Genomic DNA, 26976 nt, shown 5'->3' with positions numbered 1-26976 from the left:
GTTCCGCCTGCTCGCACTTTGCCGTGAAAGGACCTACATGCCCTCTCGCCGTATAGCCGCAGCAACCGCCGCCCTGGCAGCCGCGGCCCTCGTCTCCCCGCTGCTCCTCGCCGGGCCCGCCGGTGCCACCGGAAGCCCGCAGAGCGACGCCGCGCGTGGTGACGCGCTGGCCAGGAAGCTGGTCAAGGACGCGACCGGCAAGGGCGCCTACAACCACCTGAAGGTCTTCCAGTCGATCGCCGACTACAACAACGGCACGCGCGTGGCCGGTTCCAAAGGCCACGAGCAGTCCGCCAAGTACGTCGAGGCCGTGATGAAGGCGGCCGGCTACCAGGTCACGAGGAACGAGTTCGACTTCGTCTACGTCGAGACCGTCGCCGAGAAGATGACGGTGAACGGCTCGAACGCGCACGACGTCCCGATCCACCTGATGACGTACACGGCGAGCACCCCCGAAGGGGGCGTGACCGCCCAGGTCGCCGTCGCGCCGGTCGACGCGGACGGTACGAACGGCTGCGAGCCCGGCGACTTCGCCGCCGGCGCCTTCACCGGCAAGATCGCCCTGGTCAAGCGCGGCGGCTGCACCTTCGCCACCAAGCAGGCCAACGCGGCGGCGGCCGGCGCGGTCGGCGCGGTCATCTACAACAACACCGCGGGCGCCCTGAACGGCACCCTCGGCGACGCGAACGCGGGCAAGGTCCCGACCGGCGGCATCACCCAGGCGGACGGCGAGAAGCTCGCCGCCGACGCCGCGGCCGGCCCGGTCGAGGTCACCCTCGACATCCGCCAGTTCCGCGAGAACCGCAAGACGTACAACGTCGTCGCGGAGACCCGCGGAGGGGACGCGGACAACACCGTCTTCCTCGGAGCGCACCTCGACTCGGTCGCGGCGGGCCCGGGCATCAACGACAACGGCTCCGGTTCGGCCGGCATCCTCCAGGTCGCGCAGCGCCTCGCGAGCAGCCAGACGAAGATCAAGAACAAGGTCAAGTTCGCCTGGTGGTCGGCGGAGGAGTACGGCCTGCTCGGCTCCGAGGCGTACGTCGCGGGACTGACGGACGCGCAGAAGAAGCAGATCAAGCTCTACCTGAACTTCGACATGATCGCCTCGCCGAACTCCGCGTACTTCGTGTACGACGGCGACGACTCGGACGGGGTGGGCGCGGGCCCCGGCCCGGAGGGCTCCGCCCAGCTGGAGAAGGGGATCAACGACTTCCTCGACTCCAAGAAGATCCCGCACGCCGGCACGGACTTCTCCGGCCGCTCGGACTACGGCCCGTTCATCGAGGTCGGCATCCCGTCGGGCGGTACGTTCACGGGCGCCGAGGGCATCAAGACGCCGGAGGAAGCCGCGAAGTTCGGCGGGCAGGCCGGCGTCGCCTACGACGTGAACTACCACGCCAAGGGTGACGACATCACGAACATCGACCAGAAGGCGCTCGACATCAACGTCGACGTCATCGCGGACGCGGTCGGCCACTACGCCTTCGACCTGGCCCCGCTCTCGAAGCCGGTCGTCTCCGCACCGACGCCCGGCGGCGGCAGCGGCGGTGGCCTGCACACGGGCCACGACGAGGTCCGGCAGTAGTCACACCCAGGCGGCCGAAGGGCCGGCATCCCGCACGCGGGGTGCCGGCCCCTTCGCCGTCTCCTACGGGGCGCCCCGCGACCAGCCCGTGGTGACGTACGCGATCGCCTCGGCGGCCTTGTCCAGCCGACGGGAGCCGGAGCGGGTGGTCCTGCTCAGTTCCACGTGCAGGAAGCGGGTCCCGTGCTCGGCGGCGAGCCGGCCCTGCTCGTTGGTCCGGCCCGACAGCTTGCAGGTGGCGGACCACGCCCGGCACACGTCGAAGCCCTGCCCGTCCAGCTTCTCGGCGAGCTGCTCGGCGTCGTCGACCGCCCGGCTCCCCGCGCCGGTGGAGACGACCGAGTCGGTGCCGGGGACGGAGCTGTCGGCGAAACCGTGCAGCTGGATGCCCGGCAGGCCGCGCCGGGCGAGTTCCGCGATCACGGCGTGGAAGACCGAGTCGGTGCGGTGCGCCATGTCGGCCGGCGCCCCCTCGCCCCCCTCGCCCCCGTCGTCCGCCTCGTCACCGGTTGCGCCCGCCCCGGAGCCCGCGCCGGTCCCCGCCGTACGGTGGGCCCCCGCCATGACCATGACCCCGCCGGGGGCGCCGCGCAGCACCCTGACCCCGAGCCGCTCGGTGCCCTGGTCGGCGACGGGGTGCGGGACCTGGACCGACCAGCGCGGGGGCCCGTCGAGGTCGACGTAGACACGGCCCCAGCCCCGGGTGGCCGAACCCGACCGGCCCGCCCCGTCGGAGACCTCCGCGAAGCGGCGTCCGCCGGCCGTGTCGGTGAAGGTGTCGAGCTTGTAGTCCACCTCGGCCAGCCGGGAGCGCGCCGTATCTACATTCCCCTCGAAAAGGGCGGAAACACCCTCGACAATGATCGCCTTCTCGGCCTGCGTGGGCGCGCGATAGCCGCCCGTCGTGCCGAATTCCGCGGAGAATCGGGTGACCCGGCCGAGCAGGTCTATGTCCTCCGCCACAGGCGGCGCAGCGGGCGCGGTTCCCTTTTCGACCGAATTGGCGGAATCGAAAGTGGCGTAGGCCACCAGCGCCATGATCACGCCGCAGACGATCGCACCAATCGTTATGTCCTTTGTGAACTTCACAGTCTTCACTGGCTGAAAATAGCTGAGTGAAAATCGCCCCTGCCCGCCCGGGCTCCACCCTCAGCCGCGCCGCGCTCTTCATCCTCCCGCTGAGCCTCTCGCTCGCGGGGTGCGGCCTCCTCGGCGGAGCGCAGGAGAAGCCGGGGCCGGCCGCGGGCGATGCGGCGGGCGCGGGCGCCAGGAGCACGGGCCGGTCCTTCACCGTCGCCGCCGCGGGCGACATCCTCATCCACCCCCAGCTGACCGACCAGGCCGCCCGGGACGCCAAGGCGGCCGGGCACACGGGGTACGACTTCGACCGGATCATGGCGGGGGTCAAGCCGGTCATCAGCAAGGCCGATCTCGGCATCTGCCACATGGAGCCGGTCCTGGGCCAGCCGAACGGCCCCTTCCAGACCTACCCCGACTTCCTCGTCCCGCCGCAGATCGCCAAGACGATCAAGAACGTCGGGTACGACACCTGCTCGACGGCCTCGAACCACACCCTCGACCACGGCCCGGAGGGCGTCTTCCGCACCCTGGACACCCTGGACCGGGAGGGCCTCAAGCACACCGGATCCGCCCGGACCGAGGAGGAGAGCGACAAACCCCTGATCCTGGACGTCAAGGGCGTCAAGGTCGCCCAGATCTCCTTCGCCTTCGGCTTCAACGGGCGCGAGGTCCCCAAGGACAAGCCCTGGCTGGCCAACCTCATCAGCTTCAAGGCCATCGCCGCCGCCGAGAAGAAGGCCCGCGCCGCCGGCGCCGAGGTGGTGATCCTCTCCATCCACTGGGGCCGCGAGCACCAGCCGAACCCGAGCAACCCGCAGCTGGAACTGGCCCGCCGGATCGCCAAGGAGACCGGGATCAACCTGGTCATCGGCCACCACGCCCACGTCGTGCAGCCGATGGAGAAGGTCGACGGCACGTGGGTCGCCTACGGCCTCGGCAACCAGCTCGCCCGCCACGACGTGCCCAGCGGTCTGACCGAGGAGGGCGCCATCGGCTGGTTCGAGTTCAGCGAGAAGAACGGCAAGTGGGACGTCCAGGCCCGCTTCGTGCCCACCTTCACCGACATCCCGCCGGACCCCGAGAGCACCCCGGGGGCGGACCTGCCCGGCACGAACACCCAGCCGGTACGCGACCACCGCCTGGTCGATGTCGTGGAGGCCCTCCAGAACGACAAGAGCCTCCTGCCGGAGCAGCGCGCCCGCTACCGCCTGGCCTTCGAGCGCACCCAGGGCACCATGCTCAACCGCGGCGCCGGCAAGGACGGACTGCGACCCCTTCGGGGACTGCCCGGGTGACCCCACCCCGCACGCCGGCCCCCGTACGTACGACCTCCCGCTCTCCCGCCCAGCCCAGGAAGGACCCCGCTCCGTGGCCGCATCCCGCAACAAGCGGCGGCGCAAGGCCGGCCGCAGGGCCGACATGTCACTGCTCGGCGGCATCAGACCGCCGATCACCGTGCTGTCGGTGCTGCTGCTCGCCCTGGCGGGGTTCACCGCGCTGAGCCTGGGCAGCGTCCGCGAGGACCGGCTGCCCGCGGCCGTGCTCACCTCCCAGCAGCACTTCGCCGAGGACGGCGCGATCGCCCTGCGCGCCTCGCTGGACGAGAGCGTCACCGACCTCGACCGGGCCGCGGCCCTGCTCTCCACCGGGAAGCCCGTCGCCCCCGACGCCGTGCTCGACAAGATCGGCAGCGTCTACCAGAAGTGGCGCGGCGCCGCGGTCGTCGAGATCGGCTCGGGCCGGCTGCTGGCCGCCCGCGGCGAGAACCTCCCCCTGACCGCGATCGACCGCACCCGGCTCTCCGGCGAAGGCGGCCTGGCCCCCCGCATGGTCAAGCTGGCCAACGGCGAGACCCGGCTGCTCACCCTCTCCCTGCTGTCCTGGAAGGACCAGCCCCAGCAGTTGCTGGTCGCCTCCAGCAGCCTGCGCTTCCCCGGCATCAGCCTCGGCAACTTCCGGTCCATCGCCGTCGTCGGACCCGACGGCACGGTGCTCAGCAACGACGGCATCCCCGAGCCCGAAATGGTCCTCACCGACCTCCAGCGCGCCGACGTCAAACGCGACACCAAGCAGCTCGCCTCCTTCGCCAAGACCGCGGCCAAACGGACCAAGGCCAACCCCCTGACCGTGAAGGAGCCCGGCTCCGGCGGCTTCCTCGGGGTCAGCGGCAGCCTGATGGGAGGCGAATGGGGCGGTGAACGCGCCGCCGCGGGCTACGCGCGCCTCGCCGGCCCCGAACCGGGCGTCGGCACCACCGCCACCAGCCTGGAGCTGACGGTCGTCGCCATGGTCAACGTCGCGCAGAACCCCGCGCGCACGTCCGACGCCTTCGCCGGGCTGGTCCTGGCCGGCGCCCTGCTGCTGGTCGGCGCCCTGGTCGTCGCCCTGCTCGTCGGCACCGTGCAGCGCCCGCTGATCACCTTGTTCCTGGAGAGCCGACGGCTGACCCGCGGCGACCTGACCCGCCCGGTGTCCCTCCCCCGCGGGGCCGAGGCGGCCCGGATCGGGACCGCCCTGGAGCGCTTGCGCGGCCAGCTGCGCAGCGACGCGGACCCGGCGCACGTCCCCCGCGGCAGGCGGAAGCGCCGCACGGGCGCCCGCGTGCTCCTCGCCCTGTGCGGGGTCCTGCTCCTGGCCTGGTGCGTGCCGCTGGGCCTGCTGGTCAACCGGGCCGGCGAGGACGTCGTCGTACCGCAGCAGCTCGTCAGCGACCAGCGGGAGCGCACCGACACCCTCAACGACCGGATCCGGCGCGCCCTCAACGAGGGCCAGGCCGACCTGCTGTCCGTCGCCTCGCTGATGGGCGAGGACACGAGCCCGCAGCACATGACCAGCGTCCTGGAACACACCGCTCGCGAACACCTGCGCTACGCGTCCCTTTACGTGATGGACGGCGCCGGCAGCGTCCTCGCCCGGACGGGCGGCACACCGCAGGCCGCCGACGGCAAGGGGCCCCGCAAGGAGCCGATCGCCGTCCACGACGGCGGCAAGGAGCCGGTCGTCGTCGCCACCGCCCCGATACCCGGCCAAGGCGGCACGGCGGTCGTCGGCGAGTTCCGCATCGACTTCGTCAACTCGCTGCTCAAGCGGCCGGGTCTGGGAGAGATCCGGGTGGTCGACTCCCAGCACCGGATCATCGCCTCCAACAGCGGCTACCGCGCCTTCCAGAAGCTCGACGACGAGCGGCTCGACGCCCTCGTCGAGGGCTCCGCCCTCAAGGTCGGCATGTCCCCGCGGCCCGGCAGCATCCTCTACCGCAGCGGCGGCGACCACGTCATCGCGGCCGCCGCCCCGTTCGTGGGAGGCGGCGCCGCCAAGCCCCTGGACTGGACCGTGGTCAGCTGGCAGTCCGCCAAGGGCCTCGCGATCCACGAGTACAGCCTGCAGAACCGCACCGTCCTCGCCGGCCTGCTCGGCTTCGCGGTCGGCGCGGCCTGCCTGGGCTGGCTCCAGATCATCGTGGTGGCGCCGCTGCGCGAACTCGCCCGGCGCGCCGAGGCCCTCGCCGACGGCGACCGGCGCACGGTGCTCTACCCGCGCCACCACGACGAGGTGGGTGCCGTGACGCGCAGCCTGGAGATCATCCGCCAGCAGCTCCAGCAGCAGCGCAAGCAGGCCGGCGGGCGCGCGTCCGCACCGGCCGGAAGGAACTGATCCCCGTGCTCTTCCTCTACTGCGTACTGCTCGTCTGCTGCGCGATCATGCTCGTCGCGGGCATCGTGGAGCAGCGGCGGCACTTCGCCAGCCTGCACCGGATACCGAACCGGGTGCTGGTCAACGGCATCCGCGGCAAGAGCTCCATCACCCGGCTGTGCGCGGGGGCGCTGCGCGGCGGCGGTCTGACCACGGTCGCCAAGACCACCGGCACGGCGGCTAGGTTCATCCACCCGGACGCCACCGAGGAGCCCGTCTACCGCAAGTTCGGCATCGCCAACGTCGTGGAGCAGATCGGCATCGTGCGGCGGGCCGCCGCCTACCGTCCGGACGCGCTCGTCATGGAGTGCATGGCGGTCATGCCGGCGCTCCAGGAGATCAACCAGTCCAAGCTGATCCAGTCGACCATCGGCGTCCTGTGCAACGTCCGCGAGGACCACGTCGCCGAGATGGGCCCGACCCTCGACGACATCGCGCGCTCCCTGTCCCGCTCGATGCCGTACGGCGGGATCTGCGTCACCGCCGAGAAGGAACGTTTCGACGTCCTCCAGGAGGAGGCCGACGCCCGCGACTGCCAACTGCTGTACGCCGACCCCGACACGGTCAGCGACGACGAACTGCGCGGTTTCAGCTGGTTCACCTTCAAGGAGAACGTCGCCATCGCGCTCACCGTCGCCGAGCTCCTCGGCGTCGACCGGGACACCGCCCTGCGGGGGATGTACGAGGCCCCGCCGGACCCGGGTGTGCTCTCGGTCGAGCGGTACCTGGCCCCCGGCGGGAAGCGGCTGCGGTTCGCCAACGTCTTCGCGGCGAACGACCCCGAGTCGACGCTGATGAACATCAACCAGCTGCTGGACCTGGGTGCGGTGGAGCGTCCCCTGAGCGTGGTGATCAACTGCCGGCCCGACCGGGTCGAGCGCAACGGCCAGATGGGCGCGATCATCCCCGAACTGCGGCCGGACAAGGTCTTCGTGATCGGCCACCCGGCCAAGAGCGCCATCGACGCGATCCCGGCCGAGTGGCGTGACCGCGCCGTCGACCTGGGCGGCGACCACCGCGACGGCGAGGAGTTCATGCGGGAGCTGCTGGGGCACCTCGGCCCCAGCAGCTCGCTCGTCGCCATCGGCAACATCCACGGGCAGGGCGAGGTGCTGCTGGAGCACCTCGCGGAGCTGCCGCCGGACGAGGCGGCCGACGCCGGGGGCGGGGACCCGGGATGGCCGGAGGAGCCGACCGGGCAGTTCGCCCGCCCCCTCGACCCGTACGCGGACGCCCCGTACGGCGGGGACCCGTACGCGCAGGCTCCGTACGACGCGGACCCGTACCCGCAGGGCCCGGGTGGCGCAGACCCGTACGCGCAGTCCCCGGGCGGCCAGGTCCCGTACGGCCACGTCCCCCACGCTCGGGCCGCGCAGGCGCCGGGTGCGGCCGCGCCGCACGTCCCCGCCCCCGACCCGTACGGCATCCGCGCCGCCACGCCCGTACCGGCCTGGCCGCAGCAACAGCAGCCGCAGCCGCAGATCCACCCGGACCCCCCGCAGGGGCAATGGCAGAAGCCAGGAGAAACCCGTTGATCCCCGCCGTCCTCACCCCCGAGATCGCCGCGATCGGCATTGCCCTGGGTCTGCTGTTCTCGCTCGTCTGCTACCTCACGACCAACCTCTCCCCCGGCGGAATGATCACCCCCGGATGGCTGGCGCTGACCCTCCTGGAGGACCTCCAGCGAGCGGCCCTCGTGGTCGGCGTGACCGTCGCGACGTACGTGCTGACGCTCGTCGTGCAGCGCTTCGTGATCCTCTACGGCAAGCGGCTGTTCGCGGCGGTCGTGCTCCTCGGCGTCCTGCTCCAGGCCACCGTGGTGATCGTGCTCCAGATGGAGTTCCCGCTCCTCTACACGAACCAGACCCTCGGCTTCATCGTTCCGGGCCTGATCGGCTACCAGCTGGTCCGCCAGCCGAAGGGGGCCACCCTGCTCGCCACCGGCAGCGCCACGCTCATGACGTACGTCGTGCTGACCGCCGGCATCCTGCTCGGCGTCATGCCGGCCGCGTAGCCCCCGAACCGTCCCGCGCCCGTCCTCAACCGCTCCGGAGCCCCCCGCATGACCGCCAAGTCGAAGAGCCGCACACGTTCCGCGCTGCACGCGGTCGCCGTGCTCGCGCTGCTGGCCGGCAGCGCGTACCTCACGTACGCGCTGCGCGCGCAGGAGCAGGCCAAGGCGCCCGCCGTCCAGGTCGTCTCCGACCAGAACATCGCCGCGGGGGCCGGCGCGGGCGAGGCGGGTGCCCAGAAGTGGGAACGTCTCCAGAGCCCCGACCGGTCGGTGATGCGCGACGGCACCGGGCAGGTGCTGGCCACCTTCACCGACGGCGCCCGCACGGCCACCCTCACCGGGCCGAGCCGCACCTTCACCGAACCGGCCAACACCACGACCCGGGTCGTGACCGAGAACTGGGTCCGCCTCATGCCGGAGGCGTGGAAGCCGGGCGCGGAGAACGAGCAGTGGTTCAAGGAGTGGTTCAAGAAGTACTTCGGGAGCCAGGAGGACGACATCTTCGCGATGGCCTTCCAGTACGGCGACCAGGCCCCGGTGAAGAAGGACGCGCAGGGCACCTCGTACGCCGGTGACGCGTCCTTCGGCCCGCTCAACCCCGCCGGCTCGGTCGGCAACGACCTGCGCCTGGAGCAGTCGGACTTCTACGACTACCTCGGCACCCCGTACACCTTCCGCGACGGCACCAAGAAGCAGCCCCAGACGGCCCGGTACCGGTCCATGGACTGCTCCGGTTTCGTCCGCACCGTCTTCGGCTACCGGGCCCGCTACCCCCTCCTGTCCGACGACAAGCCCGGCTCCGGCCTGCCGAGGACCGCGAACGGCATGGCCCGCGCCGCCCTGGGCGCGGACGTCCTGCCCCTCAAGGGGGTCGGCGCCCAGGACCGGCCCGTCTCGATCGACGTGATCCAGCCGGGCGACCTGCTGTTCTTCAAGCTCGACGCGCGCACGAAGGACCGCATCGACCACACGGGCATCTACCTGGGCACGGACACCGACGGCCACAAGATCTTCATCTCCAGCCGGGAGGAGGCCAACGGCCCGACCATCGGTGACAAGGGCGGTACCTCGCGCCTCGACGGCAACGGCTACTACGCGACGACCCTGCGCAGCGCGAAGCGGCTCTAACTCCGGTCCGCCCGCGGCCACGGCGGGATGCCGACCGGCTGGACCAGCCAGCCGAAGGCGCCCAGGCCCGTACGGGAGGTCAGTTCCGCCGCTTCGCCCGCCGAGGCGAGGGCGCGGACGTAGGCCGCCGGATCGGTGGAGGCCAGGGCCAGCGGGGGGCGGGCGCCCGAGACGCCGAGGGCGGTGAGGGCCTCGCGCTGGGGCAGCAGGACCGAGCCCGGGCCCGCGCACGCGTCCAGTGCCACATGGGCGGTGACATCGCAGCTGCCGTCGGGGACCGGCGGAACCTCCCGGCCCGCCCTGAACCCCGTCAGGGTGCCGTACGGGGGCCGCGCGTCCCGGGTGTGGGCGTAGTCCACCGCCACCGCCAGACCCCGCTCCACGCTCGCCACGGCCGCCGCCCAGGCCTCGTCGCGCGCCCTGCCGATCTCCGCGCGTCCGCCGCCCGGCCACCACCGCTCCAGCCAGGCGAGGTCCGCGCCGTCCACGGCGCCGCCGGGGCTTTCCGTACCGTCCGGCGCGACCAGGACGTAGCGCCCGTCCTCCGCGACCTCCAGCGGCACGTTGTCCAGCCATTCGTTCGCGAAGAGCAGCCCCGAGGTGCCTTCGGGCGGCGCCGCGACCCAGCGGATCCGGGGGTCGAGCCCCGCGGGCCGCTCCGCCCGCTCCACGGCGTACGCGCGCACCCGCGCGGCCACCTCCGCCGGCAGCGCGGCGAGCACCCCGGCCAGCAGCTCCCCCCGCCCGGCTCCCATGTCGACCAGGTCCAGCCCCCGCGGGTGCCCGAGCTCGGCGTCCACCCACCGCAGCAGCCGCGCCACGGCCCCCGCGTACAGCCCGGACGCGTGCACCGACGTGCGGAAGTGCCCGGCGGGCCCCGGACCGCCAGGCCGCACGTAGAAGCCGTCGGGACCGTACAGCGCGGCCTCCATCGCCCCCCGCCACCCGACCGGAACCACGCCGTCCCCCTGAGCCTCTCCCTGAGCACGCATCACACAAAGGTTATGGTCACCGTCCACCTTCGGGAGTACTCGCCCGGCGCGAGGTTCGCACCTCTGGTTGACTCCAGCACCTATCTGCGTTCCCTACTCTGGGTTACGTGCAGCGCCTCTACGACTTCCTCCGCAGACACCCGACGGGCGTCGACAGCTTCTGGGCTGTCCTCTTCTTCGGGATCTCGATGGTGAACGTCGTTTCCGAATCCGAACACAGCGTCGCCGTGCGGCTCGCGGTAGTCCCGGCGGTGGCCGCCCTGAGCGTCGCCGTCGCGCTGCGCCGCAGGTGGACCCAGGCGATGTTCTGGCTCACCCTCGGCGCCGGGATCTACCAGCTGGCCCTGGGCTTCACCGCCGGGTTCTACGACTTCGCGATGCTCGTCATCCTCTTCACGGTCGCCGCGAGCGATGTCCCGCGCTGGGTGTCCCGCACCGCCCTGGGCTGGGGGCTGGCCGCCGCGCCGCTCTACTTCCTGCGGTACGGCGTGGACAAGGGCACGAACGAGGTCGACAACGTCCTCTTCACCCTCTTCATGATCGTCCCGTTCGCCCTCGCCTGGGTGCTGGGCGACTCGCTGCGCACCCGCCGGGCCTATTACGCCCAGCTCATCGAGCGCAACCAGCGGCTGGAGAACCAGCGCGAGGCCCAGGCCAAGGTGGCCGTGGCCGCCGAGCGCGCCCGGATCGCCCGCGAACTGCACGACGTCGTCGCGCACAACGTCTCGGTGATGGTGGTCCAGGCGGACGGAGCGGCCTACGTCATGGACGTGGCCCCCGAACAGGCCAAGGAGGCCCTCCAGACCATCTCCGGCACCGGCCGCCAGGCCCTCGCCGAGATGCGCCGGCTGCTGGGCGTGCTGCGTACCGGCGAGCCACAGGAGTCGGAGGACTACGTGCCGCAGCCGGACGTCGAGCAGATCGAGGTCCTCGTCGAGCAGGTACGGGCGGCCGGGCTCTCGGTGGACTTCGAGGTCGAGGGCGCGCCGCGGCGGCTGCCCAGCGGCGTCGAGCTGACCGCGTACCGGATCGTGCAGGAGGCACTGACCAACACGCGCAAGCACGGGGGGCCCGACGCGAAGGCGAGCGTGCGGCTGGTCTACTTCGACGACGGGCTCGGCCTGCTCATCGAGGACGACGGGCGGGGCTCGGCACACGAGTTGTACGAGGACGGCGGCGCCGACGGCGCCGGGCACGGCCTGATCGGCATGCGCGAGCGGATCGGTATGGTCGGCGGAACCCTGGACACCGGGCCGCGACCGGGCGGCGGCTTCCGGATCAGCGCATTGCTTCCCCTGAAGAAGAGTTGACGAGAACGAGGTAACGGATGTCCATCCGCGTGATGCTGGTCGACGACCAGGTGCTGCTGCGCACCGGCTTCCGGATGGTGCTCGCCGCCCAGCCGGACATGGAGGTCGTCGCCGAGGCGGGCGACGGCCTGGAGGCTCTGGAGGTGCTGCGGGCCACCAAGGTGGACGTGGTGCTGATGGACGTGCGCATGCCGAAGCTCGACGGGGTGGAGGCGACGCGGCGGATCTGTGAACCGCCGGAGCACCCGAAGGTGATCATCCTGACCACCTTCGACCTGGACGAGTACGCGTTCTCCGGGCTGAAGGCGGGCGCGAGCGGCTTCATGCTGAAGGACGTGCCGCCCGCCGAGCTGCTGGCGGCGATCCGGTCGGTGCACAGCGGCGACGCCGTGGTCGCCCCGTCGACGACGCGCCGGCTGCTGGACCGGTTCGCCCCGATGCTGCCGACCACGACCGAGGAGCCGCGGAACAAGGAGGTCGAGCGGCTGACGGAGCGCGAGCGCGAGGTCATGCTGCTGGTGGCGCAGGGCCTGTCGAACGGCGAGATCGCGGCCCGGCTGGTCCTGTCGGAGGCGACGGTGAAGACGCACGTGGGCCGCATCCTGACGAAGCTGAGCCTGCGCGACCGCGTCCAGGTCGTGGTCCTGGCGTACGAGACGGGGCTGGTCCGGGCGGGCGGCGGCCCGGCCGCGTAGTCCTCCCGCGCGGCGTTCCCCCGGGCTGCCCGGCCGGGGGAACGCCGTCCGCGATCGGCCCCCGTGCGGCCCTACGTCATCCAGCGGTCCGGACGGGCCGACGCGCGGGAGGTACGGGCCCGGGCGGCCTGGTCGGCCAGCAGGGCGGCGGCCTCGTCCGCGGCCCGCAGCCGGGCCGTGACCGTGGCGTTCGCGCCCGTGTCCACGTGGACGTCGGCCACGCCGCGGGCGCGCTCCCAGGGGCCCTGGGTGAGGCGGACGCTCTGCACCTTGGCGTGCGGGACGATCTCCGTACGGCGGCACAGGCGGCCGTGCCGGGCGGCGAACACCTCCGGGGAGACGGCCAGGGCGTAGCCCTTCCACCACACCGGGACCACCCAGCGCGAACCGGCCCCCGGGGAGCCGGTGAAGGACAGGGCCGCCAGGTCCACCCCCGGCAGGACCCGGGCGATCACGGCGTACGCGGCGGCCCGCGAGGCCACCGGGACCAGGACCCCGTTCTTCGAACCCGCCACGGCCAGCTCCACCCGTACCAGGTCGCGCCGCCGCCACAGCAGCGGCTCGACGATCCGTACGGTCTGCACGCGCCCCGGCGGCACGGTCTCGTGCGCCCGGTCCAGCAGTCCGTGGTCCAGGCGCAGCCCGTCCGGGGACTCGGCGACCGTCCAGTCGTACTCGGCGAGGAAGCGGCCCGTGCTGCCGGACCAGACGGCGCCGAGGATCGGGAGGAGGGTGACCACGGCCGCCCACGGGCTGGAGCTGATCCACCAGGCGACCACGGGCGCGGCGATCCCGCCGGCCAGCGCCGCCCACACGCCCAGGCTCAGCAGCAGCGACACGGCGAGGTCGCGCGGGCCCACGCGCAGCAGCTGCCGTTCGGGGGCCTCGCCCAGGCGCGCCGCCTCCTCGGGAGCGAAGCCGGCCGCCCGGGCGAGGAGCTCGGCGCGCAGGGCCACGGCCTCCTTCTCGCCCAGGAAGGCCAGCTCGTCCTTCTCCTCGGTGCCGATGACGTCGAGCCGCAGACTGGCGACCCCGGCCAGCCGGGCCAGCATCGGCCGGGTGACGTCGACCGCCTGGATCCGGTCGAGGCGGATGTGCGCGGTGCGCCGGAAGACCAGCCCGCTGCGGATGCGCAGCTCGGTGTCGGTGACGGCGTAGTGGGTGAACCACCAGCTCAGGAATCCGTACGTGCCGAACACCAGGATCAGGCCCGCGAGCGCCGCCACCCGCAGGAGCGCGGGCAGGTCCGCTATCCAGCGCTCGGCCCGGTCGCCCTGCTGGGCGACCACGCCGATGGTCGCGGCGATGGGCACCCAGGCGCGCCGCAGCGGAGTGAGCAGGTGCAGCCGCCGCTCACCTGCCGGGCCGCCCGCGAGGTCGGCCGCGAGCCCGCCCGTGGGCTCGGCGGCCGGCCCGTACGGTACGGCCGGCTCGCCGCCCGCCTGACCGGCGCTCACAGGCCCGCCGACCGTGCTTCGCCGAGCTCGGTGAGCCGGTCGCGCAGGCGCTGCGCCTCGGCCGGCACCAGGCCCGGGATCTTGGCGTCCGTCGCCGCGGCCGCCGTGTGCAGTTGTACGGAGGCCAGCCCGAAGCGCCGCTCCAGCGGCCCCGAGGTCACCTCGACCAGCTGCATCCGCCCGTACGGGACCACGGTCTCCTCCCGCCACAGCACGCCCCGGCTGATCAGCAGGTCGTCCGCGCGCTCGGCGTAACGCCAGGACCGCCAGTTCCGGCCGAGCAGCACCCACCCCCAGACCAGGGCCACGAGCCAGCACCCCGCGAGGGCGGCCCACGCGGGCCCGGCGAGCAGACCCAGTGCGACGCCGGTCGCCACCGCGAGGACGGCCGCCCAGATCACCAGCAGCAGCCGCCTCAGCGTGAGCAGCCCACCCGGCAGCCCCACCCATCCGGGCCTGTCCGTCTCACCCGTCGTCCCCGTATCCATGCACCCACCCTAGGGCTGAGACAATGCCCGCATGACGGAGACCACGGTCGGCATCGGCGGCGCGGCGGAGAGCACCGACATGGTGCTCAACATCGGCCCCCAGCACCCTTCCACGCACGGCGTACTGCGCCTGCGCCTCGTCCTGGACGGCGAGCGGATCGTCAGCGCCGAACCGGTGGTCGGCTACATGCACCGCGGTGCCGAGAAGCTCTTCGAGGCCCGCGACTACCGGCAGATCGTGATGCTCGCGAACCGCCACGACTGGCTGTCCGCGTTCTCCAACGAGCTCGGCGTGGTCATGGCCGTCGAGCGGATGCTCGGCATGGAGGTCCCCGAGCGGGCCGTGTGGATGCGGACCCTGCTGGCCGAGCTGAACCGGGTGCTGAACCACCTGATGTTCCTCGGCTCGTACCCCCTCGAACTGGGCGGAATCACACCGATCTTCCATGCGTTCCGCGAACGCGAGGAGCTCCAGGCCGTCATGGAGGAGATCTCCGGCGGCCGCATGCACTACATGTTCAACCGCGTCGGCGGCCTCAAGGAGGACCTCCCGGCCGGCTGGCTCGGCCGGGCCCGCGAGGCCATCGCCGACGTCCGCACCCGCATGGACGTCTACGACAAGCTCGTCCACGGCAACGAGATCTTCCGGGGCCGCACCCGCGGCGTCGGCGTCCTGTCCGCCGAGGCGGTGCACGCGTACGGGGTCTCCGGCCCCATCGCCCGCGCCTCCGGCGTCGACTTCGACCTGCGCCGCGACGAGCCGTACCTCGCGTACGGCGAGCTCCAGGACGTCCTCAAGGTGGTCACCCGCACCGAGGGCGACTGCCTGGCCCGCTTCGAGGTCCTGCTCGACCAGACCCACAACGCGCTCGACCTCGCCGTGGCCTGCCTGGACCGGATGGCCGAACTCCCGCCGGGCCCGGTCAACCAGCGCCTGCCCAAGGTCCTGAAGGCACCCGAGGGCCACACGTACGCCTGGACCGAGAACCCCCTCGGCATCAACGGCTACTACCTCGTCTCGAAGGGCGAGAAGACCCCGTACCGGCTGAAGCTGCGCAGCGCCTCGTACAACAACATCCAGGCCCTCGCCGTGCTCCTGCCGGGGCAGCTGGTCGCGGACATGGTGGCGATCCTGGGCTCGCTGTTCTTCGTCGTCGGGGACATCGACAAGTAGGCCGATCTAGGGTTGCCGGATGACCTCTGGCACACACGCCGGCTACCTGCGCCGGCTCGGCATCACCGACCCCGGTGCCCCCTCCGCCGAAGGGCTGTTCGCCCTTCAGCGGGCGCACCTGGAGCACATCGCCTACGACAACGTCGACATCCAGCTCGGCCGGCCGCCCGGCATCGACCCCGAGCTGTCCGCCCGGCGCTTCGCCGCCGGGCGCGGGGGTTACTGCTTCCACCTCAACGGCGGCTTCGCGCTGCTCCTCGAATCCCTGGGCTACGAGGTCACGCGGCACGCCGGAGGCGTCAACGCCGATCCCGCGGACCGCGGGATCAGCGGCGGGCACCTCACCTTGACCGTCCGCGTCGAGGGGACGGTGTACTGGGTGGACGTCGGAGTCGGCGACGGGCCGTACGAACCGCTGCCGCTGCGCGAGGGCGCGTACGAGCAGGGCGGGTTCCGGTACGCGCTGGAGCGGCTGGAACCGCTGGAGGGTGAGGGCCCGGGCTGGACGCTCCGCAAGTTCGCCGGCCCCATGCCCCGCGTGAACTTCCGTGACGCCCCGGCCGTGACGGCCGACTTCGAGGCCATGCACACCTGGCTCTCGACGGCCGGGGAGTCCCCGTTCGTACGGACCTTCGCGGTGCTGCGGCGTGACGCGGAGGGCGCCGACGCGCTGCGCGGCCGGATCCTGACCCGCATCGACGGCGCGAAGGGGACGAGCGAGCGCGAACTGACCGGCGCCGAGGAGTTCTTCGAGGTCATCGGGAGCGTCTTCCGGCGGAACCTGGACGACCTCACCCCCGCGGACCGGGCGGCGCTGTGGAACCGGGTGGACCAGGCACACCGGGCGTGGCTCGCCGCCCGGCCGGGGAGTGTCTAAGCGGCCTCGGGGAAGTAGGGCACGGCCCCGAGACCGCTTAGGGGGAGGCCGATGTCGGTGCCGCAGGGCAGACTTGGGGCATGTCCCACTCCCCCCGTCGCGCTTGCCCCGCCTGCGGCCGCGACTGCGCCGTGACCGCCGGGAGGATCGCCCGGCACGATCCACCGGCCGGGCGGGGCCGCGGCGACCTCGTGTCCTGCCCCGGCTCCCGGGCCCGGGTGGTACTGGGCGCCTCGGCGCCCAGTCTCGACAGTTTCGCCCTCGCGCCGCATCCGGGGCAGCTGCCGCCGTTCTGAGTACGGGGATCCGCGCGGGCTGAGTACCCGCGCGGATCCCCGTACCGCAGCCGTGGAACAGGATGGGGCCATGTCCTGGAAGCAACAGCCCGCCGTCGTCTCCGCGCCCCCGTCCGAGGACGCGGTCCGCATCCGGACGCGCTCGGGGATCGCCGCCGTGCTGTTCCTGCCCGCCCTGTTCATCGCGAAGGTCCTGCTGCTGGCCACCGACAAGGGCGGCCGGTGCTTCGTCGACGACATCGCCTGCGCGCCCTTCCCGGACACCGCCTTCGGAGCCCTGCTCGTCGCCGTGGTGCTCGCCCTCGTCGCGGCGATGGCCGCGCCGGTGCGCGTGGCGCGGGGCGCGCTCCGCGCGCAGCTGCTGCTGGAGGCCGCGGGCGTGCTCGTCGTCCTCGCCTATCCCTGACCCTCGCCCGGGGGCGGTCGACGCTCTGGGCCACGACCAGGTCGTCGCCGAACCCGCCACGGGACGAAGCGACCCCCGCCGAGGAGTTCCGCGCGCCCTGTGCACAGCTTGTGGACGGCCTCGCCTCCGCCGGCCGGCCGCCGCCTGTCCCGCCTGGCCCGCCCGGTGGCCTCGTACGCCGCCTGAGGCCTACGCGTCCGGCCCCTCGTCCTGAAGCGCGGCGCGGGCGGCCGTCTCCCACGCCCCGGCTCCGCCACGGGTCACCGAGGACGCGTCGGCGTGCCCGGCCAGCCACTCCCGGTGTTCGCGCCGGGCGTCGGAAAGGCTCTGGCTGCCGTTGGGCCCGCCCCAGACCTCGTCGGCCTCGGCGTCGTCCTGTCCGTCGTCCTCCCAGCCGCACTCCCCGCAGATCTCGAAGAGGGCGCTCGACCGCCCGGCCCGCCCTGCCGTCGCTCCCGCACGACGCCCCTCCTCGGGTCCCGGCTGCGGCGACTAGGAGATCGCGGTGCGCAGCCGGACCACGTCGATCGGCTCGGTCTCGTCATGGGCGGTCAGGTCGATGACCTGGCCCTGCGCGGACGACTCGGGAGCGGACGACTCGGGAGCGGCCGGCTCGGCCGGGGGCTCCGCCGTCTCCGCGTTGTGGACCGCCAGGGCCTCGGCGCCGACCACGTCGGCCAGGTCCTCGTTCTGGACCGCCTCGATCGCGGCGCGGGCCTGTGCCGCGTTCTTGGCTGCGCCGAAGAAGTCGAAGCCGCCCTCGACGCGGGACGTCGTGCGCCGCTGCGCCGCGTACGGGGCCACGGCCGCGGCCGGCCGACGCGCCGGGACCGAGGCCGCGGGGGCCGACGGGGCCGCGGGCAGCTCCCGGGGCTGCGCCTTGCGGACCAGCGCGCTCAGAGCCGCGTGGGCCCGGGCGTAGCCGACCGAGGTGGGCGCGCCCGCCGAGGTGCGTTCCTCGGAGACCACCGGGAGTTCCTTGGGCGCGGCCGCCGGGGCCGAGGAGACCTCGATGGCCAGCAGCCGGCGGCGCTCCAGGGCGCTCGCGCGCTCGGTCTCGGCGGTCGCGTACCGCCGCAGCAGCGCCGCGTGCTCGCCGCGCAGCCCGGCGATTTCGACCCGCTTGGCGCGCAGCTTGGCGTCGAGCCTGGCGCGCAGCGCCCTTGCCTCTTCGAGATCGGATTCGAGCTCGGCCATCCGCTCGTCCGTCTTCCACTCGTCCTTGACGCGCTCGCGCGCGAGCTCCGCGACGCGGCGGCCCGCCGAGCGGTCCCAGGCACGCATCACGACGCCGCCGGTGACCCCGGCGGCCGCCGCGAGGGCCACGAGCAGTCGCAGAGCGGTGCCGTCGTCGGGGCCCGCGAGCAGCCAGGCGGCGCCGGCGCTGACGAGGGACACACCGGCGACGGCCGTCGGCGTGAGCAGCCGGTGCAGAGGTTCGGGATTGCGGTGGCGTCCACGGGGCATGGCCTGAAATTTACAGGGCGTAGAGGCCATGTGGGGTACCCGTGCGGCAATCTCTTCCCGAGCGGATGCCCCACATTTTCCGCATCGACCGCGTAACCGCTAGTTCTTGAGGAGGCCCTTGGACTCCAGGTAGGCCTTCGCCACGTCCGTCGGCTTGGCGCGCTCCGCGTCCACCTTGCGGTTCAGGTCGACGAGGTCGGCCGTCGTGAGTGCCTTGGTCAGCTTGTCGAGGGCGGCCGCGACCTCCGGGGCGCCCGCGTCCTTGCCGTTGACCACCGGAAGCACGTTGTCGGCGTTCTGGAGCTTCTTGTCGTCCTCCAGCAGGACCAGGCCGAAGCTGTCGAGCGTGGCGTCCGTGGTGGTGGTCAGGACCAGCTGGTCCGCGCCGTCCTTCACCGCCTGCTTGGCCTGCGGGGTGCCGACGCCCTTGGGGTCGATACCGGAAACCTGAATTCCGTACGTCTTGGTCAACCCGGGTGCGCAGAAGGGGCGGACGGCGCATTCGTCGCCCGCCGCGATCTTCACCTTCAGCCCGGACTGCCCGAGATCGGAAAGGGTCTTCAGGTTGTTCTTCTGGGCGAATTCCTTGCTCACCGCGAATGCGTTCTGGTCGACCGCCGCGCCCGCGGGCAGCGCCTTCAGTCCGAGCGGGCCCGCGAGCTTCTCCAGGCCCGCCACCGTCGCCGCGACGTCGCTGGACGCGACCGGCTTCTCTTCGGGCGCCTTGGGGCCGTTCACCTTGGCGTTGAGGAACTCCGCGAGGGTGGCCGCGTACTCCGGGACGATGTCGATCTCGCCCTTCTCCAGCGACGGTTCGTACAGCTCGCGGTTGCTGACCGTCTTGACGGAGGTGCTGTAGCCCGCGTCCTTGAGGACCTGCGCATACAGCTCGGCCAGCACGTTGGACTCGGTGAACCCGGCCGCGCCGATGACCAGGGCGCCCTTGCCCCCGCCCGAGGAGGACCCGGAGGAGGCCGCCGAGCCGCCGTCCTTGCTCTTCTCCAGGCTGTCGCCGCCGCAGGCGGCCAGCGACGCCGTCAGGGCGAGGGCGCCCAGGGACGCGCCGAGGACGCGGGTGGTCTTGCTCATGGGGGTACTCCGTTCGAGGCGGGGGAAAGGGATCAGCGGGACGTCGCCGCCGGCCGGGGCAGCAGCCGGTCGGCCGCCACCAGCGCGCCCTCCACCAGCAGCGCCAGCGCCGCCACCAGCACGGCGCCCGCGACGACCTGCGCGGTGTTGTACGTGTTGAATCCGGCGGTGATGATCCGGCCGAGACCGCCCTGGCCGACCATCGCCGCGATCGTGGCCGTGGCGATGACCTGCACGGAGGCCGAGCGCAGCCCGGTCATCACCAGCGGACGGGCGAGCGGCAGCTCGACCCGGAGGAACAGCTGGCTCCCGGACATGCCCATGCCGCGGGCGGCCTCCACCACCGACCGGTCCACCTCGCTCATGCCCACATACGTGTTCGTCAGGAGCGGCGGTATCGCGAACAGCACGAGCGCGGCGATGGTGGGCAGGTAGCCCGCGTTGCGCAGCGGGGAGACCATGAACAGGGCCAGCACCGCGAAGACGGGCACGGCCCGGCCGACGTTCGAGACGTTGACGGCGAGGGCGCCGCCCTTGCCGAGGTGGCCGAGGTACAGGCCGACGGGCAGGGCCACCGCGCAGGCGATCGCGAGGGCGATCCCGCTGACGTAGACGTGCTCGCCGAGCCGGTGCCAGACGCCGCTCTCCCCCGACCAGTTGGCGCCGTTCGCCAGCCAGTCCCAGGCCTGTCCCAGCACTCCCATCGCCTCAGGCCTCCTTGCCGGAGCCCGCGGGCCGCGCGCCGGACGCCCGGGTCCACGGCGTGAGCAGCCGCTGTACGCCGAGCAGCAGCAGGTCGGCCACGAGCGCGAGCAGCACGCACAGGACCGAGGCGGTGAGCACCTGGGCCTTGAAGGAGCTGTTCACGGCAGGGGCGATGAGATTGCCCAGGCCGCCCTTGCCGACGATGGAGCCGACCGTGGTCAGCGCGATCGTGGAGACGGTCGCGATCCGTACCCCGGCGAGCAGCGCGGGCAGCGCCAGCGGCAGTTCGACCTGCCACAGCAGCCGCCCTGGGCCGTATCCCATGCCGCGCGCGGCCTCCCGTACGTCCGCGGGCACGGCTTCCAGGCCGGCCAGGACGTTGCGGACGAGGATGGTCAGCGAATACAGCACCAGGCCGGTCACCACCAGCGCCGCCGAGAGTCCGAACACGGGCAGCAGCAGCGAGAACATGGCGAGCGAGGGGACCGTGTAGAGCAGCGTGGTGAAGGCGAGCACGGGCGCCGCCCAGCGCCGGCCGCGGCGGGCCAGCAGGGCGAGCGGGACGGACACGGCGACGCCGATGAGGACCGACACGCCCGTGATCCAGATGTGTTCGAGGGTGGCGTCGGTGAGTTCCTGGGAGCGGGAGGAGACGTACTCCCAGCAGATCCAGTCGTTCGCCACGAGGCAGTTCTGCCCGGCCATGTCCCTCACCCCCCACCCGAACGTACGTACAAGAGGGACCCTAACCCGCGGCACCGACAGTCGCCGGATTCCTTCGCAGTCGCGTAACACTCTCCTCATAAAGCCTTCGCCAACCACGGCGTGCGGGTGAGGAAGGATGACGATGTGATCCGATTCGAGCATGTGACCAAGCGCTACCCCGACGGGACGACAGCCGTCGAGGACCTGTCCTTCGAAGTGGCGGAGGGCGAGCTGGTCACGCTCGTGGGACCGTCCGGCTGCGGCAAGACGACCACGATGAAGATGGTCAACCGGCTGATCGAGCCGACCTCCGGCCGGATCCTGCTCGGCGGCGAGGACATCGCCGCCGCCGACCCGGTCGAGCTGCGCCGCCGGATCGGGTACGTCATCCAGCAGGTCGGGCTCTTCCCGCACAAGACGGTGCTGGAGAACACGGCGACCGTGCCGCAGCTGATCGGCACCCCGAAGGCCAAGGCGCGTGCGCGGGCGGCCGAGCTGCTCGAACTGGTGGGCCTGGACCCCGCCGTGTACGGGGGCCGGTACCCGGAGCAGCTGTCCGGAGGGCAGCGCCAGCGCGTCGGCGTGGCCCGCGCGCTGGCCGCCGATCCGCCGGTGCTGCTGATGGACGAGCCGTTCGGCGCGGTGGACCCGGTGGTGCGCGAGCGGCTGCAGAACGAGTTCCTGGCGCTGCAGAAGACGGTGCGCAAAACGATCCTGCTGGTCACGCACGACCTGGAGGAGGCGATCCGGCTCGGCGACCGCATGGCCGTCTACGGGGCGGGCACCATCGAGCAGTTCGCCCGCCCGGCTGCCGTGCTCGGGGCCCCGGCCACCGCGTACGTGGCCTCCTTCGTCGGCGCCGACCGGGGGCTCAAGCGGCTCGCGGTGACCCCGGTCGAGGCGGCCGATCTGACGGCGGCGGAGGGCAGGGCATCCGCCCCGGCCGTGGTGGTGGAGCTGGGCGCGACGCTGCGCGAGGCGCTCTCCGCCCTGCTCCAGGAGGACTCGGGCCGGATCGGCGTCACGGACCCGGCCTCCGGCGAACTGGTCGGCGTACTGACCCCGGAGGGGGTCCACCGGGCGCTGCGCCGGGCGCAGCTGCAGGAGGCATAGCGAAAGGGCCCGACCGGAGTCGGGCCCTTCACCGGCGCCGCCAAGGCACTCAGGCCTGGATGCGGTTGCTCATCCACACCAGCATCGGCGGGATCTCGCGCCGCCACGTGTTGAAGTTGTGGCCGCCGCTGTCGAGGATGATCGAGGAGACCCGGTCCGGGCCCTTGACCAGCTTGACGAACTTCTTGGTGTCACCGAGGTTCGGCTCGCCCTTCTCGCTGCTGGTGACGAGGAAGGACGTACCGGTCGGCTTCTTGTGCTCGATGCTGTGCAGGACGTCGGCGTGCTTCTTCAGCTTCTCGTCCCCGTGGAACAGGTCGCCGGTGGTCGGGTCGTCGGGGGCCTCGTAGTACGCGGACAGACCCGCGGCGGCACCGAAGGTCTGCGGGTAGTGCGCGGCGATCTTCAGGGCGCAGTAACCACCCGTGGAGTTCCCGATGAAGCCCATGTTCTTGGGGTCCTTGCCGACGCGGAAGGTGTCCGTGATGGCCTGCGGGAGGTCCTGCGCGAAGAAGGTCTCGGTCTGCGGGCCACCGGGTATGTCAACGCACTCGGTGTCACGCGGGGGTGCCACGGTGGGACGCAGCATGACCAGGATCATCGGCTTCATCTTGCCCGCCTTGGACAGGCTGAAGGCCTTCATGGGGTAGTCGAGCCCTTTGATCAGGTTCTCCGCGGTGCCCGGGTAGCCGGTCAGCACGATGGACGCCGGGAAGTTCTGGTCCTTGTGCTGCGGCTGGAAGTACTCCGGCGGGAGCCACACGTAGCCGGGGCTCGTTATCTTCGACTTCTGCCCGGTTATGGCAACCTTCAGGATCTGACCGCCCACCTGGGGCTTCGCGCCACCGGGGACGTCCAGCTTCTGCTTGTCGACGACCTTGATGTCCTTGGTGCTCATCGAGTGGTCGACGACCTTGCCCATCGACGTCTCCTGGCCGAACAGGTCTGCCCAGGAACCGTAGAAGAGGAACGACTTGTTGGCCGCGAGCCCCACAGCCGAGAAGAGTGCCAGCTGGGTCGCCAGCAGGAGGCCGATCCGGCCGGCGAACGCGCGCCAGGTGCGGCCCGAAAGCTTTGGCCAGAACCAGATGGTGGCTGCGAAGAGCAGCACACCGGCGATGATGGCCAGCGCCAGGACCGTGTTACTGGTGAGACCCATGAGCAGTCAGTCGACTTTCTGATGGCAGGACTGGAAATTTCCGGCGGAAGAGTGAACCCGCTCCCCGTCGATGTCGTCCTAATGGACGCACCACACACCGGAGGCTGTCGCGGCCTTCGGCCACATGATCTCTCGCGGAGCAACGGGAAGCGATGTCTAGCAGGATAGATGGCGATAAGTCGGGACAGGTTCCGAGCGGGGTACGCCGAATCCTCCGTGGCCCACGGCCGGAGTCGGTGCCCGGCCTGGTAGGTACGGCCGTCATGATCGTCGGCCTTCTGGACGTCGCGGCGGGAGTCTTCCCGCGGTTCCGTCACAGCCGGATCCACGCGGTGGCCGAGGTGTTGCCCGTGTTCGGCCCCTTCGCCGCGGCCCTCGCCATCAGCGCGGGCGTACTGCTCCTGCTGCTCGCGCACGGCCTCAAGCGCCGCAAGCGCCGGGCCTGGAGGTCGGCGGTCGTACTGCTGCCGGCCGGCGCCGCGGCGCAGTTCGCGTACCGGCACTCGATCATCGGCGTGGTCATCGCGGCGGCGCTCTTCGCGCTGCTGCTGCGCCACCAGGGTGAATTCAAGGCGCTGCCCGACCCGCGCAGCCGCTGGAAGGCGCTCGCGAACTTCGTGCTGATGAGCGCCGGTTCCATCGGGCTCGGCCTGGTCATCGTCAACGTCCACCCGGGGCGGGTCGTCGGCAACCCGAGCCTGTACGAGCAGATCACGCACGTCGTGTACGGGCTCTTCGGCTTCGAGGGGCCCGTCGACTACGCCGGCCAGGTCTCCTGGACCGTCGGGTACTCCCTGGGCGCGCTCGGCATGCTGACCGCCCTCACCACCATGTACCTGGCCTTCCGCCCCGAGCACCCGGCCGCGCGGCTCACCGCCGACGACGAGGGCAAGCTGCGCGAGCTCCTCGCCAAGCACGGCGGCCGCGACTCGCTCGGCCACTTCGCGCTCCGCCGCGACAAGGCCGTCGTCTTCTCCCCCAGCGGCAAGGCCGCCGTCACCTACCGCGTCGTGTCCGGCGTGATGCTCGCCTCCGGCGACCCCATCGGCGACGTCGAGGCCTGGCCCGGCGCCATCGAGCGGTTCATGGAGGAGGCCAAGGCCCACTCCTGGACCCCGGCCGTCGTGGGCTGCAGCGAGACCGGCGGCGAGGTGTGGACCCGCGAGACGGGTCTGGACGCCCTGGAGCTGGGTGACGAGGCGATTGTCGATGTCAAAGACTTCTCCCTCTCCGGCCGACCCATGCGCAATGTCCGCCAGATGGTGAAGCGCATCGAGCGCAACGGCTACACCACCAAGGTCCGCCGGGTCAGCGAGCTGACCGAGGAGGAGCTGGAGCAGGTCCGCGGGGCGGCCGAGGCCTGGCGCGGCACCGACACCGAGCGCGGCTTCTCCATGGCCCTGGGCCGCGTCGGCGACGAGGGCGACGGCGACTGCTTCATCGCCACCGCGCACCGCGTCGAGGAGGGCGACACCAGCCCGTTCGGCGACCTCAAGGCCATCCAGCACTTCGTGCCGTGGGGCAAGGACGGCATGTCGCTGGAGATGATGCGCCGCGACCGCGCCGCCGACCCCGGCATGAACGAGCTGCTGATCGTCGCCTCCCTGCAGCAGGCGCCCGACCTGGGCATCGAGAAGGTCTCCCTGAACTTCGCGATGTTCCGCGCCGCCCTCGCCCGCGGCGAGAAGATCGGCGCCGGCCCGGTGCTGCGGATGTGGCGCGGCCTGCTGGTCTTCCTGTCCCGCTGGTTCCAGATCGAGTCGCTGTACAAGTTCAACGAGAAGTTCCGCCCCCGCTGGGAGCCGCGCTTCATGGTCTACCGCACCACCCGCGACCTTCCCCGCATCGGCTTCGCCGTGATGCAGGCCGAGGGCTTCGTGACGCTGGCCCTGCCGCGGCTGTTCGCCAGCCGGCGCGGCCCCAAGCCGGTCCGCACCTGCGCCCACAACCACGCCCCCGCCAAGGTCCCCGCCCAGGCGGAGCGCGAGGTCCAGGCCGCGTAGCCGTCCGTACGGTGCGTACGGTTTCCAGGGCCCCGGCAGCCGACAGGCGCCGGGGCCCTGGCCTATCCAGGTCAGCCCTACCCTTGGACCTATGAACACGAAGCGCGGAGCCACCGGCAGGGGCCGGGTCGCAGGTCTGCCCGAGTGGGACCGCTGCGCGGTCATGGGCGTCGTCAACGTCACCCCGGACTCCTTCTCCGACGGCGGTCGCTGGTTCGACACCACCGCGGCCGTCAAGCGCGGCCTCGACCTCGTCGTCCAGGGCGCCGACCTCGTCGACGTCGGCGGCGAGTCCACCCGGCCGGGCGCCACCCGCGTCGACGAGGAGGAAGAGCTGCGCCGGGTCGTCCCCGTCGTGCGCGGCCTCGCCTCCGAAGGCGTCGCCGTCTCCGTCGACACCATGCGCGCGAGCGTCGCCGCGCAGGCCGTCGCCGCCGGCGCTGTCCTGGTCAACGACGTCAGCGGCGGGCTCGCCGACCCCGGGATGATCCCGGCCGTCGCGGCCGCCGAGGTGCCGTTCGTGGTGATGCACTGGCGCGGCTTCAGCGACGGCATGAACAGCCTCGCCGTCTACGACGACGTACTCGCCGAGGTCACCTCCGAGCTCCGGACCCGGATCGACGCCGTCGTGGCCGGCGGGATCGCCCCCGAGCGGCTCCTCGTCGACCCGGGCCTCGGCTTCGCGAAGAACGCCGAACACGACCTGGCCCTCGTCGCCCACCTGCCCGAACTGCGTGCCCTCGGCTTCCCGCTGCTGGTCGCCGCCTCGCGCAAGCGCTTCCTCGGCCGGGTCCTGGCCGGCGCCGCCGACGCCGCGCCGCCGCCCGCCCGCGAGCGCGACGCCGCCACCGCCGCCGTCTCCGCCATCGCCGCCCACCACGGTGCCTGGGCCGTACGGGTCCACGAGGTACGGGCGACCGCGGACGCGGTTCGGGTGGCCCGCGCCGTGGAAGGAGCGCTGTGACCACCGACCGAGAAGGAGCCCTGTGAGCAGAACCGACATCGAAGCGGTCGAAGAGGTCAACACGGCCTTCTACGAGGCCATGGAGCGGGGGGACTTCGACGCACTGTCGGCGCTCTGGCTCGATGACGAGATCTCCTGCGTGCACCCGGGCTGGCCGGTGCTCTCCGGCCGCGGCGAGGTGCTGCGCTCCTACGCGCTGATCATGTCCCACACGGACTACATCCAGTTCTTCCTCACCGACACCAAAGTCGCCGTCATCGGCGACACCGCACTGGTGACCTGTACGGAGAACATCCTCAGCGGCGGCCCCGCCGAGGACGGCGGGGAACTCGGCCCGCTGGTCGGTCAGCTGGTCGTCGCCACAAATGTGTTCCGACGCACATCCGAGGGCTGGCGGCTCTGGTCCCACCACGGTTCTCCCGTGCTCACGGAGTCCGACGAGGACGAGGAGGAGGACGCCTCCTGACCCCTCCGGCGGGGTCCGGGGAGTTTCGCAGGTAAATTCGAAGACGGACGACGCCGACCGCACTCGGCGTAGGCCCATGGCCCCGGGCAGCCCCGGGACCGGAAGCA

At 72.0% G+C, this 26976-nt stretch carries 26 protein-coding genes; 16 read left to right on the top strand and 10 right to left on the bottom strand.

The genetic code is table 11. The features are described from left to right. Positions 1-37: 37 nt before the first annotated feature. Positions 38-1588, top strand: a complete 1551-nt coding sequence (locus OG429_RS21630; RefSeq protein WP_328926946.1) for a M28 family metallopeptidase — start codon at positions 38-40, stop codon at positions 1586-1588. 63 nt (positions 1589-1651) lie between these two features. Here the strand turns inward: OG429_RS21630 and OG429_RS21625 are convergent, their stop codons facing one another. Beyond that, positions 1652-2686, bottom strand: coding sequence for a hypothetical protein (locus OG429_RS21625; protein WP_328926945.1), 1035 nt, complete (start codon positions 2684-2686; stop codon positions 1652-1654). 80 nt (positions 2687-2766) lie between these two features. On the opposite strand from OG429_RS21625, the gene OG429_RS21620 reads away from it, so the two are divergent. The 5 genes from OG429_RS21620 to OG429_RS21600 all read left to right on the top strand — a co-directional run bounded on the left by OG429_RS21620 (position 2767) and on the right by OG429_RS21600 (position 9503). Further along, on the top strand, positions 2767-3963 hold the full coding sequence (locus OG429_RS21620) for a CapA family protein (protein ID WP_405681383.1): 1197 nt from the start codon (positions 2767-2769) through the stop codon (positions 3961-3963). A 124-nt stretch (positions 3964-4087) separates the two neighbouring features. After that, complete coding sequence (locus tag OG429_RS21615; RefSeq protein ID WP_328930364.1) at positions 4088-6322, top strand: HAMP domain-containing protein; 2235 nt, start codon at positions 4088-4090, stop codon at positions 6320-6322. Positions 6323-6327: 5 nt separating this feature from the next. Beyond that, a complete protein-coding gene (pgsB, locus tag OG429_RS21610; RefSeq protein ID WP_328926943.1) occupies positions 6328-7896 on the top strand; it encodes a poly-gamma-glutamate synthase PgsB in 1569 nt (522 codons plus the stop codon). Beyond that, entirely contained in the window at positions 7893-8375 is a 483-nt protein-coding gene (locus OG429_RS21605; RefSeq protein ID WP_328926942.1) for a poly-gamma-glutamate biosynthesis protein PgsC/CapC, read from the top strand. The genes pgsB and OG429_RS21605 overlap by 4 nt, the downstream gene beginning before the upstream one ends. Before the next feature lie 48 nt (positions 8376-8423). Beyond that, a complete protein-coding gene (locus OG429_RS21600; protein ID WP_328926941.1) occupies positions 8424-9503 on the top strand; it encodes a C40 family peptidase in 1080 nt (359 codons plus the stop codon). On the opposite strand, the gene OG429_RS21595 is transcribed toward OG429_RS21600, so the two are convergent. After that, on the bottom strand, positions 9500-10495 hold the full coding sequence (locus OG429_RS21595; protein WP_328926940.1) for an SAM-dependent methyltransferase: 996 nt from the start codon (positions 10493-10495) through the stop codon (positions 9500-9502). The genes OG429_RS21600 and OG429_RS21595 overlap by 4 nt on opposite strands. A 107-nt stretch (positions 10496-10602) precedes the next feature. On the opposite strand from OG429_RS21595, the gene OG429_RS21590 reads away from it, so the two are divergent. Beyond that, a complete protein-coding gene (locus tag OG429_RS21590) occupies positions 10603-11805 on the top strand; it encodes a sensor histidine kinase (RefSeq protein WP_328926939.1) in 1203 nt (400 codons plus the stop codon). A gap of 17 nt (positions 11806-11822) precedes the next feature. Further along, the gene (locus OG429_RS21585; RefSeq protein ID WP_328926938.1) at positions 11823-12500 is read left to right on the top strand and encodes a response regulator transcription factor; all 678 of its coding nucleotides are present in this window, start codon (positions 11823-11825) and stop codon (positions 12498-12500) included. A gap of 71 nt (positions 12501-12571) precedes the next feature. Here OG429_RS21585 and OG429_RS21580 read toward each other — a convergent pair whose 3' ends face one another. Beyond that, positions 12572-13957, bottom strand: coding sequence for a PH domain-containing protein (locus OG429_RS21580; RefSeq protein WP_328926937.1), 1386 nt, complete (start codon positions 13955-13957; stop codon positions 12572-12574). Beyond that, a complete protein-coding gene (locus tag OG429_RS21575) occupies positions 13954-14445 on the bottom strand; it encodes a PH domain-containing protein (RefSeq protein ID WP_328926936.1) in 492 nt (163 codons plus the stop codon). The genes OG429_RS21580 and OG429_RS21575 overlap by 4 nt, the downstream gene beginning before the upstream one ends. A 31-nt stretch (positions 14446-14476) precedes the next feature. On the opposite strand from OG429_RS21575, the gene OG429_RS21570 reads away from it, so the two are divergent. The 4 genes from OG429_RS21570 to OG429_RS21555 all read left to right on the top strand — a co-directional run bounded on the left by OG429_RS21570 (position 14477) and on the right by OG429_RS21555 (position 17198). Continuing rightward, the gene (locus OG429_RS21570; RefSeq protein WP_328926935.1) at positions 14477-15619 is read left to right on the top strand and encodes an NADH-quinone oxidoreductase subunit D; all 1143 of its coding nucleotides are present in this window, start codon (positions 14477-14479) and stop codon (positions 15617-15619) included. A gap of 19 nt (positions 15620-15638) precedes the next feature. Next, positions 15639-16496: an arylamine N-acetyltransferase family protein gene (locus tag OG429_RS21565; protein ID WP_328926934.1), complete on the top strand. Its 858-nt coding sequence runs from the start codon at positions 15639-15641 to the stop codon at positions 16494-16496. Between the two features lie 80 nt (positions 16497-16576). Next, on the top strand, positions 16577-16792 hold the full coding sequence (locus OG429_RS21560; RefSeq protein WP_328926933.1) for a hypothetical protein: 216 nt from the start codon (positions 16577-16579) through the stop codon (positions 16790-16792). A 70-nt stretch (positions 16793-16862) separates the two neighbouring features. Further along, on the top strand, positions 16863-17198 hold the full coding sequence (locus tag OG429_RS21555; protein WP_328926932.1) for a hypothetical protein: 336 nt from the start codon (positions 16863-16865) through the stop codon (positions 17196-17198). 189 nt (positions 17199-17387) lie between these two features. On the opposite strand, the gene OG429_RS21550 is transcribed toward OG429_RS21555, so the two are convergent. From OG429_RS21550 to OG429_RS21530, 5 genes are all read right to left on the bottom strand, one after another. Further along, a complete protein-coding gene (locus OG429_RS21550; protein ID WP_328930363.1) occupies positions 17388-17609 on the bottom strand; it encodes a CPCC family cysteine-rich protein in 222 nt (73 codons plus the stop codon). Between the two features lie 81 nt (positions 17610-17690). Continuing rightward, the gene (locus OG429_RS21545; RefSeq protein WP_328926931.1) at positions 17691-18665 is read right to left on the bottom strand and encodes a hypothetical protein; all 975 of its coding nucleotides are present in this window, start codon (positions 18663-18665) and stop codon (positions 17691-17693) included. A gap of 99 nt (positions 18666-18764) precedes the next feature. Further along, a complete protein-coding gene (locus tag OG429_RS21540) occupies positions 18765-19754 on the bottom strand; it encodes an ABC transporter substrate-binding protein (protein WP_328926930.1) in 990 nt (329 codons plus the stop codon). A 32-nt stretch (positions 19755-19786) separates the two neighbouring features. Beyond that, the gene (locus OG429_RS21535) at positions 19787-20458 is read right to left on the bottom strand and encodes an ABC transporter permease (protein WP_328926929.1); all 672 of its coding nucleotides are present in this window, start codon (positions 20456-20458) and stop codon (positions 19787-19789) included. A 4-nt stretch (positions 20459-20462) separates the two neighbouring features. Then, positions 20463-21164 carry an ABC transporter permease gene (locus OG429_RS21530; protein WP_328926928.1) on the bottom strand — a complete coding sequence of 234 codons (702 nt, stop codon included), beginning with the start codon at positions 21162-21164 and terminating at the stop codon, positions 20463-20465. Positions 21165-21308: 144 nt separating this feature from the next. Here OG429_RS21530 and OG429_RS21525 point away from each other — a divergent pair, with 144 nt between their 5' ends. Then, on the top strand, positions 21309-22277 hold the full coding sequence (locus OG429_RS21525; RefSeq protein ID WP_328926927.1) for an ABC transporter ATP-binding protein: 969 nt from the start codon (positions 21309-21311) through the stop codon (positions 22275-22277). A 49-nt stretch (positions 22278-22326) separates the two neighbouring features. Here the strand turns inward: OG429_RS21525 and OG429_RS21520 are convergent, their stop codons facing one another. Further along, on the bottom strand, positions 22327-23436 hold the full coding sequence (locus tag OG429_RS21520; protein WP_328926926.1) for an alpha/beta hydrolase: 1110 nt from the start codon (positions 23434-23436) through the stop codon (positions 22327-22329). Between the two features lie 152 nt (positions 23437-23588). On the opposite strand from OG429_RS21520, the gene OG429_RS21515 reads away from it, so the two are divergent. The 3 genes from OG429_RS21515 to OG429_RS21505 all read left to right on the top strand — a co-directional run bounded on the left by OG429_RS21515 (position 23589) and on the right by OG429_RS21505 (position 26869). Beyond that, a complete protein-coding gene (locus OG429_RS21515) occupies positions 23589-25439 on the top strand; it encodes a phosphatidylglycerol lysyltransferase domain-containing protein (protein ID WP_328926925.1) in 1851 nt (616 codons plus the stop codon). A gap of 91 nt (positions 25440-25530) precedes the next feature. Continuing rightward, the gene (folP, locus tag OG429_RS21510) at positions 25531-26403 is read left to right on the top strand and encodes a dihydropteroate synthase (RefSeq protein ID WP_328926924.1); all 873 of its coding nucleotides are present in this window, start codon (positions 25531-25533) and stop codon (positions 26401-26403) included. 22 nt (positions 26404-26425) lie between these two features. Further along, complete coding sequence (locus tag OG429_RS21505) at positions 26426-26869, top strand: nuclear transport factor 2 family protein (RefSeq protein ID WP_328926923.1); 444 nt, start codon at positions 26426-26428, stop codon at positions 26867-26869. Positions 26870-26976: the final 107 nt, after the last annotated feature.

Source organism: Streptomyces sp. NBC_00190, from assembly GCF_036203305.1.
GTDB lineage: Bacteria > Actinomycetota > Actinomycetes > Streptomycetales > Streptomycetaceae > Streptomyces.
Note: the sequence above shows the minus strand (reverse complement) of the source record. Positions and strands in the feature narration are given on the sequence as shown.

Coding starts and splice junctions, on each gene's coding strand:
- OG429_RS21630 (WP_328926946.1), top strand. CDS start 38: ATGCCCTCTCGCCGTATAGCCGCAGCAACCGCCGCCCTGGCAGCCGCG.
- OG429_RS21615 (WP_328930364.1), top strand. CDS start 4,088: ATGTCACTGCTCGGCGGCATCAGACCGCCGATCACCGTGCTGTCGGTG.
- OG429_RS21600 (WP_328926941.1), top strand. CDS start 8,424: ATGACCGCCAAGTCGAAGAGCCGCACACGTTCCGCGCTGCACGCGGTC.
- OG429_RS21595 (WP_328926940.1), bottom strand. CDS start 10,495: ATGCGTGCTCAGGGAGAGGCTCAGGGGGACGGCGTGGTTCCGGTCGGG.
- OG429_RS21585 (WP_328926938.1), top strand. CDS start 11,823: ATGTCCATCCGCGTGATGCTGGTCGACGACCAGGTGCTGCTGCGCACC.
- OG429_RS21575 (WP_328926936.1), bottom strand. CDS start 14,445: ATGGATACGGGGACGACGGGTGAGACGGACAGGCCCGGATGGGTGGGG.
- OG429_RS21570 (WP_328926935.1), top strand. CDS start 14,477: ATGACGGAGACCACGGTCGGCATCGGCGGCGCGGCGGAGAGCACCGAC.
- OG429_RS21565 (WP_328926934.1), top strand. CDS start 15,639: ATGACCTCTGGCACACACGCCGGCTACCTGCGCCGGCTCGGCATCACC.
- OG429_RS21560 (WP_328926933.1), top strand. CDS start 16,577: ATGTCCCACTCCCCCCGTCGCGCTTGCCCCGCCTGCGGCCGCGACTGC.
- OG429_RS21555 (WP_328926932.1), top strand. CDS start 16,863: ATGTCCTGGAAGCAACAGCCCGCCGTCGTCTCCGCGCCCCCGTCCGAG.
- OG429_RS21545 (WP_328926931.1), bottom strand. CDS start 18,665: ATGCCCCGTGGACGCCACCGCAATCCCGAACCTCTGCACCGGCTGCTC.
- OG429_RS21540 (WP_328926930.1), bottom strand. CDS start 19,754: ATGAGCAAGACCACCCGCGTCCTCGGCGCGTCCCTGGGCGCCCTCGCC.
- OG429_RS21535 (WP_328926929.1), bottom strand. CDS start 20,458: ATGGGAGTGCTGGGACAGGCCTGGGACTGGCTGGCGAACGGCGCCAAC.
- OG429_RS21530 (WP_328926928.1), bottom strand. CDS start 21,164: ATGGCCGGGCAGAACTGCCTCGTGGCGAACGACTGGATCTGCTGGGAG.
- OG429_RS21520 (WP_328926926.1), bottom strand. CDS start 23,436: ATGGGTCTCACCAGTAACACGGTCCTGGCGCTGGCCATCATCGCCGGT.
- OG429_RS21515 (WP_328926925.1), top strand. CDS start 23,589: ATGTCTAGCAGGATAGATGGCGATAAGTCGGGACAGGTTCCGAGCGGG.
- folP (WP_328926924.1), top strand. CDS start 25,531: ATGAACACGAAGCGCGGAGCCACCGGCAGGGGCCGGGTCGCAGGTCTG.